The organism is Cereibacter sp. Soil_C_27 (genome assembly GCF_057657095.1).
Genome location: NZ_JBDGJD010000001.1, coordinates 550,293 through 562,078, shown reverse-complemented (window position 1 = coordinate 562,078; position 11,786 = coordinate 550,293). Strand labels below are relative to the sequence as shown.

Sequence of the window (11,786 nt, the reverse complement as noted above, 5' to 3'; positions counted from 1 at the left end):
ATCCTGCTGATCGAGGACACGCCCTCGCTGCAGATGGTCTACCGCTCGGTCCTCGCCTCTGCCGGGCACCGGGTCGCCGTGGCCGGCACCGCCGCCGAGGGTCTGGCGCGGTTTCAGGAGGTGCAGCCCAGCATCGTGCTTCTGGACCTGATGTTGCCCGACCGCGACGGGCTGGAGCTGATGCATGACATGCTCAGCGCCCGGCCCGAGACCAATGTCATCGTCATCACCGCCAACGGCTCGATCAACAAGGCGGTCGAGGCGATGCGCGCCGGGGCGCATGAGTTTCTGGTCAAGCCCTTCGACGAGCAGCGCTTTCTCGGCGCGGTCGAAAACGCCGGCGGCGCGCGCGGCAGCCGTGCCCTGCGCCGCCCCGCGCCCGAGCCGGAAAAGGTCAAGACGCCGCTCGCAGGCGCCTTCCTCGGCTCTTCCGAACCGATGGCGCGGATACAGGCCAAGATCGGCTCGGCGGCGAAATCGATGGCCACCGTCTTCATCACCGGCGAAAGCGGCACCGGCAAGGAGCTCTGCGCGCTGGCGGTGCATGACAACTCGCCGCGCGCCTCCGGCCCCTTCATCGCGCTGAACTGCGGCGCGATTCCGCAGGACCTGCTGGAATCCGAGGTCTTCGGCCATGTGAAGGGCAGCTTCACCGGCGCCATCGCCGACAAGCCGGGCGCGGCGGCGGCGGCGGACAACGGCACGCTGTTCCTCGACGAGATCTGCGAGATGGCTCCGGCGCTGCAGACCAAGCTTCTGCGCTTCCTGCAGACCTCGACCGTGCAGCCCGTGGGGGCGACGCGGCCGCGCAAGGTGAACGTGCGCATCGTCTGCGCCACCAACCGCGACCCGCTGGAGGCGGTGCGGCGAGGCCAGTTCCGCGAGGATCTCTACTACCGGCTCTATGTCGTGCCGATCCACATGCCGCCGTTGCGCGAGCGCAGCAACGACGTGCTGGAGATCGCCGAGGCCGCGCTGGAGCGCTTTTCCATCGAGGAGGGCCGGGTGTTCGAGGGCTTCGACCCCGAAGTGCAGGCACTGTTCCGCCGCCATCCCTGGCCCGGCAACGTGCGGCAGGTGCTGAACGTGATCCGCAACGTCGTCGTGCTGAACGAGGGCGGGGTGGTGACGCTCGACATGCTGCCCGACGATCTGACCGATGCCGAGGCCGCCTCGCCCAGCATCGCCGCCAGCCCCAGCCTGCTCGCCGGCCCGCCGGAGCCGACGCTCGACGGGCTGATCGGGCGGACGCTGGCCGAGATCGAGCAGCTAGTGATCGAGGCCACGATCGAGCGGCACGGCGGCTCGGTGCCCAAGGCCGCGCGCATCCTCGACGTCTCGCCCTCGACGCTCTACCGCAAGCGCGAAGGCTGGTTCAAAGGCTAGCCCCCGCGCGTCATACTTTTTGGCCGATGGGCCATCCCGCCGCCCCGCCCTATCCTCGCTCTGCGGGCCCGATCGCCCGCGCAGGGAGGAACAGGATGCGGAAATATCTCGTGGCTCTGGCGGCCAGCCTCGTGCTGGTGGCAGGCATGGCCGAAGCTCATGGCCCGTCGCGGCAGAAGACCAGCCAATCGGTGAAGCTGGATGCCACGCCGGAAGAGGTCTGGGCGGTCGTTGGTTCGTTTTCCGACATGAGCTGGTTTCCCGGCATAGCCTCGGTCGATGCGCCCGAGGGCAACACCAAGGATGGCATCCGCACGGTGGTGCTGGAGGATGGCACGGCGCTGACGCAGGAGCTGACGAAATACGACGAGGCCAAGCACATGATCTCGTGGCGCTGGACCGCCGACAACATCGAGGTGCTGCCCGCGACGAACTTCTCCACCGCGATGACGGTGAAGGATGACGGCGGCAAGGCGCTGGTGGAACTGCGCGGCGCCTATTACCGGGGCTTTCCCAACAACGATCCGCCGCCCGAGCTGAACGACGAGGCGGCAACGGCGGCGGTCGACGCCTATTACAAGACCGGGATCGACGCGCTGGTCGAACGCTTCGGCGCGGCGGAGTGAGAGCCCGCGCCGCCGCCCTGCTCCTGCTGGCGGCAACGGCGACGGCGACGGCCTCCGCGGGCGAGCAGGCGGTGATCACCTCGCAGAACGCGGGCGCCGTCAGCTTCGTCGATCCGGCGAGCGGCGAGGTCACGGCCACGCTCGCGCTGCCCGGCAAGCCCGCCGCCGTCGCGGTCGATGCCGAGAGCGGTCAGGCCTATGTGGTGGCGGTGGAGACGGCGCTGCTGCATGTGCTCTCGCCCGAAGGGGTGGAACTGCGCCGCATCGCCCTTCCCGGCGCGCCTTTCGGCGTGGCGGTGAACCCCGTGACCCATCGCGTCTATGTCTCCGACTGGCAGGGCACCGAGATCCACGAGGTCGATCCCGAGAGCGGCCGGGTGCTGCGCAGCTTCGCCACCGGGGCCGCCCCCTCGGGGATCGCGGTCAGCGCCGATGGCGCGCTGATCGTCACCGCCGACCGCGATGCCAACCAGATCAGCCTGATCGACGCCGGAACCGGCGCGTCCGAGGCCGTTGCGGTCGGCGAGCACCCCTTCGGCGTCACCCTGCGGGACGGGCGCGCCTATGCGGTGAACGTGCTCTCCAATGACGTGACGGTGGTCGACCTCGCCCGCCGCGCGGTCATCGGCACGATCCCGGTGGGCGAGCACCCCTATGCCCTGGCCTTCGCCGCCGGAAAGGGCTTCGTCACCAACCAATATGCCGAGAGCCTGACGGTCTTCGACGCCGCGAGCCATGCGGTGCTGGCCGAGGTGACGGTGGGCGAGTACCCCGAAGGCATCGCCGCCACGGCAGCGGGCGACCGGGTTCTGGTGGCCAACTGGTTCTCCGACACGCTGACGATCCTCGACGCCCGGACGCTGGAAATCCTCGACGAGATCGCCATGCCCGAGGGGCCGCGCGCCTTCGGCGCCTTCCTCGGGCCCGACGCGGCGGCCGCTGCGGCGCAAAGGCGCGCAAACTAGGGGAAAATCCTCCGGAGCCGCTGGTTCGGCTCGACTTCGGCGGCGCCAGCCCCTAGGTTCGCCGCTATAACTGGATGGACCCCTCGTTGACGCAACTTGCCCGCATCGCAAGAACGAAGACCTTTGCCGCGCTTCGCGTGGTTCTCTGCGCTGTCGTGCTGCTTGCGGTGCAGTCAAGCCTCGTCCACGCCCAGCACGCCGCCATCCCGACAAGGCTCGACATCGACCGCCAGACCGAGACGGTGGCGCTGCCCGCGCTGCAGGCCCCGGCGCTGAGACTGCGCGCGGCACTGCCCACGGGCGGCGGCGAGGCGGCGGGCAAGCCGCTGCCGGTGCCGGGCGGCCCGGTCTGGCAGGTGCCCGCGACGGTGACGGCGGCCGAGTTCACCCAGCCGCCCCGGCGGGTCCACGAGGTCAGCGCGACCCTGCGCTCGGGACGCGGGCCCCCGGTCTGAGCACGGGGCCGCCGGCCGCGCTGGCGGCCGCGTCTTTCTCTGCCCAGATCCCGCCCGTCTTCCGGGCGGTCCGTCGCCTGTCCCTGCCCCTCCCGTCCCTGCGGAGCGCCCGTCCTTGCCCATCGAGCAAAACCTCCTCCTCGCCCTCGTCATCCTGCCCTTCCTCGGCAGCCTGCTGGCCGCCACCCTGCCCGCCAACGCCCGCAACGCCGAAGCCTGGCTCTCGGGCCTTCTGATGCTGGCCGGGCTCGGCCTCCTGGCCGCGCTCTACCCCTCGGTCGAGGGCGGGCAGATCGTGCGGGCGCCGGTGTCCTGGGTGCCCTCGCTGGGGCTCAACCTGACCTTCCGGCTCGACGGCTTCTCGTGGCTCTTCATGCTCCTCGTCCTGGGCATCGGCTTTCTGGTGGTGCTCTACGCGCGCTACTACCTGTCGCCGAAAGACCCGGTGCCGAAATTCTTCAGCTTCCTTCTGGCCTTCGCGGGCTCGATGACCGGGCTGCTGCTCTCGGGCAACATCATCATGCTGGTGGTGTTCTGGGAGATGACGAGCCTCTTCTCCTTCCTGCTGATCGGCTACTGGCACCAGAGCGGCGCTGCCCGGGACGGGGCGCGGATGGCGCTGGTGGTCACCGGCGCCGGGGGTTTCTGCCTGCTGGCCGCGATGCTGCTGATCGGCCATGTCGTCGGCAGCTACAATCTGGACCGGGTGCTGGGCGCGGCAACCACCCTGCGGCAGAGCGGGCTCTATGTGCCGATCCTCTTGCTCTTCCTGCTCGGCGCCTTCACCAAGTCGGCGCAGGTGCCCTTCCACTTCTGGCTGCCCAATGCCATGGCCGCGCCGACGCCGGTCTCCTCCTACCTGCACTCGGCCACCATGGTGAAGGCCGGGGTCTTCCTGCTGATCCGCTTCTCGCCCGCGCTCGGCAACACCGAGCTGTGGTTCTGGCTGGTCGCGGGCACGGGCATGGTGACGCTGGTGGTCGGCGCGGTGGTGGCGCTGTTCCGCCATGACCTGAAGGGACTTCTGGCCTATTCCACCATCAGCCATCTCGGGCTGATCACCGCGCTCGCCGGCATCGGCAGCCCCGGCGCCATCGTCGCCGCGATCTTCCACATCGTGAACCACGCGGTGTTCAAGGCCTCGCTCTTCATGGCTGCCGGGATCATCGACCACGAGAGCGGGACACGCGACATGCGGCGGCTGAGCGGGCTCATGCGGCTGATGCCGATCACCGCCACCCTCGCCATCGTCGCGGCAGGCTCGATGGCCGGGGTGCCGCTGCTCAACGGCTTCATCTCGAAGGAGATGTTCTTCGCCGAGGCGGCGGACTGGCACAACGGCTCGATCCTCGACGACGCCCTGCCCTATCTCGCGACCTTCGCCAGCATCTTCAGCGTGGCCTATTCGCTACGCTTCATCCACACCGTCTTCTTCGGCCCGCCCCCGGTCGATCTGCCGAAGATGCCGCACGAGCCGCCGCAGCTGATGCGTCGCCCGGTGGAGCTGCTGGTCATCGCCTGCCTCGTCATCGGCATCATGCCCTCGGCCTCCCTCGGCCCCTATCTGTACACCGCCGTCGTCTCGGTGCTGGGCCGGGCCACGCCGGACTACAGCCTCGCGATCTGGCACGGGATCAACACGCCCTTCGTGATGAGCCTGATCGCCATGGGCGCGGGTATTGTTCTCTATGCCGCCACCGCGCGCTGGCTCCCGACCAGCCCCGAGGGCCCGCCGCTCCTGCACCGGATCAAGGCGCAGAAGATCTTCGACCGGATGATGCTGCTGCTATCCTGGAAATGGCCGCGCCGCGCCTTCCTGCGGCTGGGCACGGACCGGTTGCAGCCGCAGCTGCGGATTCTGGTGGCCCTGTCGCTGGGCGCCGCGATCTGGGTGCTCTACGGCGCCGAGCGGCTGATCCCCGATGTCACCCTCGGCCAGTTCGAGCCCGCCTTCACCCTGGTCTGGCTGGTCGGCGCCGGCTGCGCGCTGGCCGCCGCCTGGCAGGCGAAATACCACCGCTTCGCCGCGCTCGTGCTTCTGGGCGGGGCGGGGCTGGCCACCTGCATCACCTTCGCCTGGCTCTCGGCCCCCGATCTCGCGCTGACGCAGCTGCTGGTCGAGATCGTGACCACGGTGCTTCTGCTTCTGGGCCTGCGCTGGCTGCCGCAGCGCCGCACCGACATCGCCGCCGACCGGCTGATGGCGGCGCGGGTGCGGCGCGGGCGCGATCTGGTGATCGCCTCCTTCTGCGGTCTGGGGCTTGCCGCCATCTCCTACACGGTGATGACCACCGCGCCGGGACCGAGCATTGCCAACTGGTTCCTCGCCAACGCCTACAGCGAGGGCGGCGGCACCAACACGGTGAACGTAATCCTTGTCGATTTCCGCGCCTTCGACACCTATGGCGAGATCACCGTGCTCGCCATCGTGGCGCTCACGGTCTTCGCCCTCCTGCGCCGCTTCCGTCCCGCCAGCGAAAGCACGGGCCTGCCAGAGCAGCAGGTGGTGCAGGACGCGGCCGACAACGACGTGGATGGCCGCGAGCCCGGCGACACGTTGAGCGACTACCTGCTGATCCCCTCGGTCATCATGCAGTGGATGTTCCCCGCGATCATCCTGCTCTCGGCCTATCTCTTCCTGCGCGGCCACGACCTGCCCGGCGGCGGCTTCTCGGCGGGGGTGACGCTGGCCATCGCCTTCCTGCTGCAATATCTCGCCGCCAACGTGCGCTGGCTCGAGGACCGGCTGCGCATCCTGCCGATCCGCTGGATCGGCATCGGCCTCCTGACCGCCACGGCCACCGGGACGGGCGCCTTCCTCTTCGGCGCGCCGTTCCTGACCGCCCACGCGCAATATATCGACCTGCCGCTGATCGGCGAGGTGCCCGCCGCCACCGCGCTCATCTTCGATCTCGGGGTCTATGCCGTGGTGGTCGGCGCCACCGTGCTGATGCTGATCGCGCTGGCGCACCAGTCGCTGCGCCACAGCCGCAGCCGTGACAAGGAGGACAGCTGATGGAACTCACGCTCTCGATCGCCATCGGCATCCTGTTCGGCTCGGGCGTCTGGCTGATCCTGCGCCCGCGCACCTTCCAGGTGATCGTCGGGCTCTGCCTGATGTCCTATGGCGTGAACCTGTTCATCTTCTCGATGGGCCGGCTGCGCATCGGCGCGGCCCCCATCCTGTCGAAGGGGCGCGAGCTCGATCCCTCCTTCTACACCGACCCGGTGCCGCAGGCGCTGGTGCTGACCGCCATCGTCATCAGCTTCGCCACCACGGCGCTCTTCCTCGTCGTGCTTCTGGCCTCGCGCGGCCTCACCGGCACCGACCATGTCGACGGCAAGGAGCGCGAGCAATGAGCGGCCATCTGATGATCCTGCCGATCCTGATCCCGCTGGTCGCCGGTGCCTTGATGCTGCTCTATGACGAGCGGCAGCGCCGGGCCAAGATGGTGATCAGCCTGCTCTCGGCGCTGGCGCTTCTGGCCTGCGCCATCCAGCTTGTCGCCTTCTCCAAGGGCAGCGACGCCACCGGCGGCAACCAGATCGGGCTCTACCTCCTGGGCAACTGGCCCTCGCCCTTCGGCATCGTGCTGGTGCTCGACCGGCTCTCGGCGCTGATGCTGCTCGTCACCTCGGTCCTGGCGCTGGCCTCGCTGATCTATGCCGCCGCGGGCTGGCACCGGCGCGGGCAGCATTACCACAGCCTGTTCCAGTTCCTGCTGATGGGGGTGAACGGCGCCTTCCTGACCGGCGACCTGTTCAACCTCTTCGTCTTCTTCGAGGTGATGCTGGCGGCGAGCTACGGTCTCCTGCTCCACGGCTCCGGCCCGCAACGGGTGGGCGCGGGGCTCCACTACATCGCGATCAACCTCGCCGCCTCGCTCCTGCTGCTGATCGGCATCAGCCTGATCTACGGCGTCACCGGCACGCTGAACATGGCGGATCTGGCGGTGAAGCTGCCCATGATCGCCGCCGCCGACCGGCCGCTCCTGCACATGGCGGCGGCGATGCTGGGGGTGGCCTTCCTCGTCAAGGCCGGGATGTGGCCGCTGTCGTTCTGGCTGGCCAATGCCTATATGGCGGCGGCGGCCCCGGTGGCGGCGATGTTCGCCATCATGACCAAGGTCGGTGTCTACGTCATCTTGCGGCTGACCTCGCTCCTCTTCACCGGCAGCCATGCCTCGACCGGCTTCGGCGCCGAGGTGCTGATGGCGGGCGGGATCGCCACCATCGCCTTCGGCTTCATCGGCGTCCTGGCCTCGCAGGGGCTGGGGCGGATGGCGGGGCATCTGGTGCTCGTCTCCTCCGGGACCATGCTGGCGGTGATCGGCATGGCCCTGGGCGGTGCCGGGCCCGGGCTGGTGGCCGGGGCGCTCTACTACATGGTCAGCTCCACCCTCGCCCTCGCCGCGCTTTTCCTGCTGCTGGAGCCGATGGGCCGCGAGCAGGGCTCCATCGCCGCGATGCTGGCGCTCACCGCCGACGCCTACGGCATCGACAGCGAGGACGAGGGGCCGGAGCTCGGCCTTGCCATCCCCGCCACGCTGACCGTCCTTGGCCTCTGCTTTGCCGCCTGCACGCTGCTCCTCGCCGGGATGCCGCCGTTCGCGGGCTTCGTCGGCAAGTTCGCCATGCTCTCCTCGGCGCTCAACCCCGCCAACCTCGCCTTCCGCAACGAGGTGACGCTTTCGGCCTGGGTCTTCACCGGGGTGCTGCTGCTCTCGGGGCTGGCCACGATGATCGCCCTCGTACGGGTCGGGGTGCAGACCTTCTGGGCCAATGAGGATGACGTGCCCAAGGTCATGGCGCTGGAGATCGCGCCGATCATCGGCCTTCTGGCGCTGACCGTGCTTCTGACCGTCGAGGCGCAGCCGGTGATCCGCTACATGGACAATACCGCCCGCGCGCTGAACCGGCCCGAGATCTATACCAATGGCGTGCTGCAGGCGAGCCGCCAGCGCGAGGTGGCGCAATGACGAGGCTGATCCCGCATCCGCTGCTCTCGGCGCTGCTGACGCTGGTCTGGATGATCCTGACCAGCTTTTCGCTGGGCAACCTGATCCTCGGCCTTGCCGTGGCGCTCGTCGCGGGCTGGTCGATGGCCACGCTGGAGCCGGACCGGCCGGGCGTTCGCCGGTTGCACATCGTCCCGGGGCTGCTGCTGCGCATCCTCTGGGACGTGCTGCGCTCCAACATCACCGTCTCGCGCCAGATCCTGACCAACGCCCCGCGCCGCCCGGGCTTCATCGAGATCCCGCTGGAACTGCGCGACCGCAACGCGCTGGCGCTTCTGGCCATCGTCATCACCGCCACGCCGGGCACGGCCTGGATCGACCTCGACCGCGCGCGCAACGTGCTGACGCTGCATGCCTTCGATCTGGATGGCGAGGCCGATCTCGTCACCTTCATCAAGACCCGTTACGAAAAACCCCTGCTGGAGATCTTCGGATGAGCGCCCAGATCCTCGTCGCCGCCCTCACCTTCGCCCAGATCGCCCTCGGGCTGGCGCTGGTCTGCGCCGCCCTGCGCTGCCTCTGGGGCCCGCGCGCTCAGGACCGGGTGGTGGCGCTCGACACGCTCTACGTGAACGCCATGCTGCTGCTGGTCACCAGCGGCGTCCGCACCGGCAGCTATTTCTTCTTCGAGGCGGCGGTGGTGATCGGCATGCTCGGCTTCGTCGCCACCGTGTCGCTCGCCAAGTTCCTGATGCGTGGCGAGGTGATCGAATGAGCCATCTCGAAGCCATCCCGCTCTGGGCCGCCATCCTGATCGCGGCGCTCCTCGTCGCCGGCGCGGGGATCACGCTGATCGGCTCCATCGGCCTGCTGCGCCTCGGCAGCTTCTACGAGCGCATCCATGCCCCCACCCTGGGCACCAGCTGGGGCACCGGCGGCATCGTGCTCGCCTCGATGCTGATCTTCTCGATCCTCGGCGGTCGGCCCGTGCTGCACGAGCTGATCATCGCGCTCTTCATCACCATCACCACACCCGTGACGCTGATGCTGCTGGGTCGCGCCGCGCTCTACCGCGACCGGGCGGAGCCGCCGAAGAAACCGCCCAGCGATCCGGCATGACCGGGACCTCTTGCCAAGGGCTGCCTCGAATGTCTTGACTTTCTGCGGACTTCGGAAATCCTCTGTCTCACGGACAGGTTTCATCAAGGAGGCTCGGCATGTGCGACATCTGCGTGACCAATGCGGTGAAGGAGCGGATGCTCTCGCGTCGCAGCTTCTTCAAGGGGGCGGCGGTCAGCGGCCTTGCCGCCGCCAGCGGCAGCCTCGCCGCGGCACCTGCCGCTTTGGCACAGGGCCACAGCTCGGTCGAAGACCTGACGCATGAGCTCTACCCCGAGTTTCCCACCTATTTCGGCGAGCAGCAGTTCTTCTACGAGCAGAAGTTCACCTTCGCCAAGGACAAGTTCAATCTGGGCGAGATCCGGGTGAACGAGCATACCGGCACCCATGTCGACGCCCCGCTGCATTTCTCGGCCGACGGGATGAGCGTGGCCGAGATCCCGGTGCAGAACCTGATCGTGCCGCTCTGCATCATCGACATCGCCGCCAAGGCCGAGACCGACGCCGACGCGCAGGTGACGCCTGACGACGTGAAGGCATGGATCGCCGCCAACGGCGAGATCCCGGCCAATGCCTGCGTCGCCATGCATTCCGGCTGGGCACGGCATCTCGGGACCGACAAGTTCCGCGGCGCCGATGCCGAGGGCAAGCAGCACTACCCCGGCTTCCATGTCGAGGCGGCACAGATGCTGCTGGAGACGGCGGCAGGCTCCATCGGGGTCGACACGCTCTCGCTCGACCACGGGATCTCGCCCGATTTCGCCACGCATTACGCCTGGCTGCCCGAGGGCCGCTTCGGCATCGAATGCCTCGCCAACCTCGACCGGCTGCCGGTCACCGGGGCGACGCTGGTCGTGGGCGCGCCCAAGCATCGCGGCGGCACCGGCGGCCCGGCGCGGATCTTCGCGCTGGTCTGACACAACGCCCGGCCTTCGCGGGGCCGGGCCCGCATCGGGGGAAGGCAATGGCCACGGTCCGGCTCTGGTCCGACGAGGAGGCGGCGGCGGATGCCCGCGTCGCCGCCGTCTTCGCTGACATCCGCGCCACGCGGAAATCGGAGTTCGTCAACAACTTCTGGCGCGCGCTCGCCAACCAGCCCGAGGTGCTGGAGCAGACATGGGGGCGGCTGAAGCAGGTGATGGCCGCAGATGGCGCGCTCGATCCGCTGACCAAGGAGCTCGTCTACATCGCCGTCTCGGTCACCAACGGCTGCAGCTACTGCAGCCATTCCCACACCGCCGCCGCCCGCGCCAAGGGCATGACCGAGGCGCAGCATGGCGAGTTTCTCGCCGTGCTGGCCATGGCGGCACAGACCAACCAGCTCGTCACCGCGCTGCAGGTGCCGCTCGACCCGGAGTTCGACGCGCTGGCCTGAATGGCCTCATTTCTTCGCCATCGTCTCGAGGAACAGCGTCTGCTCGGCAGTTGCGCGCAGCTGGCACATCGAGGCGACCACGCTGCGGTCGGGCTTGCCCCGCCGCCGCATCGCCTCGAAGAAGCAGCGCTTCTCGCTCCAGTCGCGCCACGCGGCCTGCATCGCCGCCAGATCGTCGGTCATGCGCGGCGCGCCACTGGCCAGCGCCTGCGCGAACTCGACATCCGACAGCCTGGCCCGCTGCATCACCCGGTCATAGCCCTCGGCCATCCGGTCGCGCCACCATTCCGTCTCGGCATTGGCACAGCTGGCCGCCTCCACCTCCGCCGCGCCGCGGATCGCCTTGACGCAGGCCTCGGCGGCGCGCCCGGCGCAACCGCGCGCGGCAGCGGGGTTGGCGGCAGCGGCAAGACAGCTTTCGGTCGGTTCGGGCGAGAAGACGCTGGTCTGCGCCACCACCGGCGCGGCAAGAAGAAGGCCAAACAGGGCCGGGAACACGCGCACCACAACCGACATCATTGCACCGCCAACTCGTCCCAGCAGGCGAGCGCATGGGCGGCATACATCAGCCCCGGCCCGCCGCTCATCTGCACCGCCATGGCCAGCACATCGCCGAGTTCCTCCCGCGTGCCGCCCGCTTTCATCAGCGCCTCGACATGCAGCACGATGCAGGGCTCGCAGCGCTGCACCAAAGCCATCCCAAGGGCGATGAATTCCTTTTCCTTGTGGCCGAGAACCCCGCCGTCCTTCACGGCTTTCGACAACATGCCGAACCCCTGCGTCTGCTCGGGCAGCGCCTTGTAGAGCTGCTTCAGCTCGCCGCGCATGTCGTCGATCTTCGCCTTGTATGCCATCGCCTGATCCTTTGCCTTGGCCTTTGCGGTCACATGCGATCTATTGCA

14 protein-coding genes are annotated in these 11,786 nt (G+C 68.7%); 12 read left to right on the top strand and 2 right to left on the bottom strand.

The window, feature by feature from the left end; translation table 11 throughout:
- The first annotated feature begins 33 nt into the window (after window positions 1-33).
- The 12 genes from AC3A5Z_RS02875 to AC3A5Z_RS02820 all read left to right on the top strand — a co-directional run bounded on the left by AC3A5Z_RS02875 (window position 34) and on the right by AC3A5Z_RS02820 (window position 10,884).
- A complete protein-coding gene (locus tag AC3A5Z_RS02875; RefSeq protein ID WP_487518616.1) occupies window positions 34-1,386 on the top strand; it encodes a sigma-54-dependent transcriptional regulator in 1,353 nt (450 codons plus the stop codon).
- A 95-nt stretch (window positions 1,387-1,481) separates the two neighbouring features.
- Window positions 1,482-2,012: an SRPBCC family protein gene (locus AC3A5Z_RS02870; protein ID WP_487517893.1), complete on the top strand. Its 531-nt coding sequence runs from the start codon at window positions 1,482-1,484 to the stop codon at window positions 2,010-2,012.
- The gene (locus AC3A5Z_RS02865) at window positions 2,009-2,977 is read left to right on the top strand and encodes a YncE family protein (protein ID WP_487517892.1); all 969 of its coding nucleotides are present in this window, start codon (window positions 2,009-2,011) and stop codon (window positions 2,975-2,977) included. The genes AC3A5Z_RS02870 and AC3A5Z_RS02865 overlap by 4 nt, the downstream gene beginning before the upstream one ends.
- Window positions 2,978-3,063: 86 nt before the next feature.
- Window positions 3,064-3,432: a hypothetical protein gene (locus tag AC3A5Z_RS02860; RefSeq protein ID WP_487517891.1), complete on the top strand. Its 369-nt coding sequence runs from the start codon at window positions 3,064-3,066 to the stop codon at window positions 3,430-3,432.
- A gap of 115 nt (window positions 3,433-3,547) precedes the next feature.
- Window positions 3,548-6,448 carry a monovalent cation/H+ antiporter subunit A gene (locus AC3A5Z_RS02855; RefSeq protein WP_487517890.1) on the top strand — a complete coding sequence of 967 codons (2,901 nt, stop codon included), beginning with the start codon at window positions 3,548-3,550 and terminating at the stop codon, window positions 6,446-6,448.
- Window positions 6,448-6,792 (top strand): Na+/H+ antiporter subunit C, encoded by a 345-nt coding sequence (locus AC3A5Z_RS02850; protein WP_487517889.1) that lies wholly within the window; start codon window positions 6,448-6,450, stop codon window positions 6,790-6,792. Before AC3A5Z_RS02855 ends, AC3A5Z_RS02850 begins: the two co-directional genes overlap by 1 nt.
- Complete coding sequence (locus tag AC3A5Z_RS02845) at window positions 6,789-8,411, top strand: monovalent cation/H+ antiporter subunit D (RefSeq protein ID WP_487517888.1); 1,623 nt, start codon at window positions 6,789-6,791, stop codon at window positions 8,409-8,411. The genes AC3A5Z_RS02850 and AC3A5Z_RS02845 overlap by 4 nt, the downstream gene beginning before the upstream one ends.
- Window positions 8,408-8,887, top strand: a complete 480-nt coding sequence (locus AC3A5Z_RS02840; RefSeq protein ID WP_487517887.1) for a Na+/H+ antiporter subunit E — start codon at window positions 8,408-8,410, stop codon at window positions 8,885-8,887. Before AC3A5Z_RS02845 ends, AC3A5Z_RS02840 begins: the two co-directional genes overlap by 4 nt.
- The gene (locus AC3A5Z_RS02835) at window positions 8,884-9,165 is read left to right on the top strand and encodes a K+/H+ antiporter subunit F (RefSeq protein WP_487517886.1); all 282 of its coding nucleotides are present in this window, start codon (window positions 8,884-8,886) and stop codon (window positions 9,163-9,165) included. The genes AC3A5Z_RS02840 and AC3A5Z_RS02835 overlap by 4 nt, the downstream gene beginning before the upstream one ends.
- Entirely contained in the window at window positions 9,162-9,509 is a 348-nt protein-coding gene (gene mnhG / locus AC3A5Z_RS02830) for a monovalent cation/H(+) antiporter subunit G (protein ID WP_487517885.1), read from the top strand. The genes AC3A5Z_RS02835 and mnhG overlap by 4 nt, the downstream gene beginning before the upstream one ends.
- Window positions 9,510-9,607: 98 nt before the next feature.
- Window positions 9,608-10,426: a cyclase family protein gene (locus AC3A5Z_RS02825; protein WP_487517884.1), complete on the top strand. Its 819-nt coding sequence runs from the start codon at window positions 9,608-9,610 to the stop codon at window positions 10,424-10,426.
- Window positions 10,427-10,473: 47 nt separating this feature from the next.
- A complete protein-coding gene (locus AC3A5Z_RS02820) occupies window positions 10,474-10,884 on the top strand; it encodes a carboxymuconolactone decarboxylase family protein (protein ID WP_487517883.1) in 411 nt (136 codons plus the stop codon).
- 6 nt (window positions 10,885-10,890) lie between these two features.
- Here AC3A5Z_RS02820 and AC3A5Z_RS02815 read toward each other — a convergent pair whose 3' ends face one another.
- Window positions 10,891-11,400, bottom strand: a complete 510-nt coding sequence (locus AC3A5Z_RS02815) for a lysozyme inhibitor LprI family protein (protein ID WP_487517882.1) — start codon at window positions 11,398-11,400, stop codon at window positions 10,891-10,893.
- A complete protein-coding gene (locus AC3A5Z_RS02810; RefSeq protein ID WP_487517881.1) occupies window positions 11,400-11,738 on the bottom strand; it encodes a carboxymuconolactone decarboxylase family protein in 339 nt (112 codons plus the stop codon). Before AC3A5Z_RS02810 ends, AC3A5Z_RS02815 begins: the two co-directional genes overlap by 1 nt.
- Window positions 11,739-11,786: the final 48 nt, after the last annotated feature.

Excerpts from the sequence above, each read along its gene's own strand:
- AC3A5Z_RS02875 (WP_487518616.1), top strand. The coding sequence starts at position 34 with ATGGTCTACCGCTCGGTCCTCGCCTCTGCCGGGCACCGGGTCGCCGTG.
- AC3A5Z_RS02870 (WP_487517893.1), top strand. The coding sequence starts at position 1,482 with ATGCGGAAATATCTCGTGGCTCTGGCGGCCAGCCTCGTGCTGGTGGCA.
- AC3A5Z_RS02850 (WP_487517889.1), top strand. The coding sequence starts at position 6,448 with ATGGAACTCACGCTCTCGATCGCCATCGGCATCCTGTTCGGCTCGGGC.
- AC3A5Z_RS02845 (WP_487517888.1), top strand. The coding sequence starts at position 6,789 with ATGAGCGGCCATCTGATGATCCTGCCGATCCTGATCCCGCTGGTCGCC.
- AC3A5Z_RS02840 (WP_487517887.1), top strand. The coding sequence starts at position 8,408 with ATGACGAGGCTGATCCCGCATCCGCTGCTCTCGGCGCTGCTGACGCTG.
- AC3A5Z_RS02835 (WP_487517886.1), top strand. The coding sequence starts at position 8,884 with ATGAGCGCCCAGATCCTCGTCGCCGCCCTCACCTTCGCCCAGATCGCC.
- mnhG (WP_487517885.1), top strand. The coding sequence starts at position 9,162 with ATGAGCCATCTCGAAGCCATCCCGCTCTGGGCCGCCATCCTGATCGCG.
- AC3A5Z_RS02825 (WP_487517884.1), top strand. The coding sequence starts at position 9,608 with ATGTGCGACATCTGCGTGACCAATGCGGTGAAGGAGCGGATGCTCTCG.
- AC3A5Z_RS02820 (WP_487517883.1), top strand. The coding sequence starts at position 10,474 with ATGGCCACGGTCCGGCTCTGGTCCGACGAGGAGGCGGCGGCGGATGCC.
- AC3A5Z_RS02815 (WP_487517882.1), bottom strand. The coding sequence starts at position 11,400 with ATGTCGGTTGTGGTGCGCGTGTTCCCGGCCCTGTTTGGCCTTCTTCTT.
- AC3A5Z_RS02810 (WP_487517881.1), bottom strand. The coding sequence starts at position 11,738 with ATGGCATACAAGGCGAAGATCGACGACATGCGCGGCGAGCTGAAGCAG.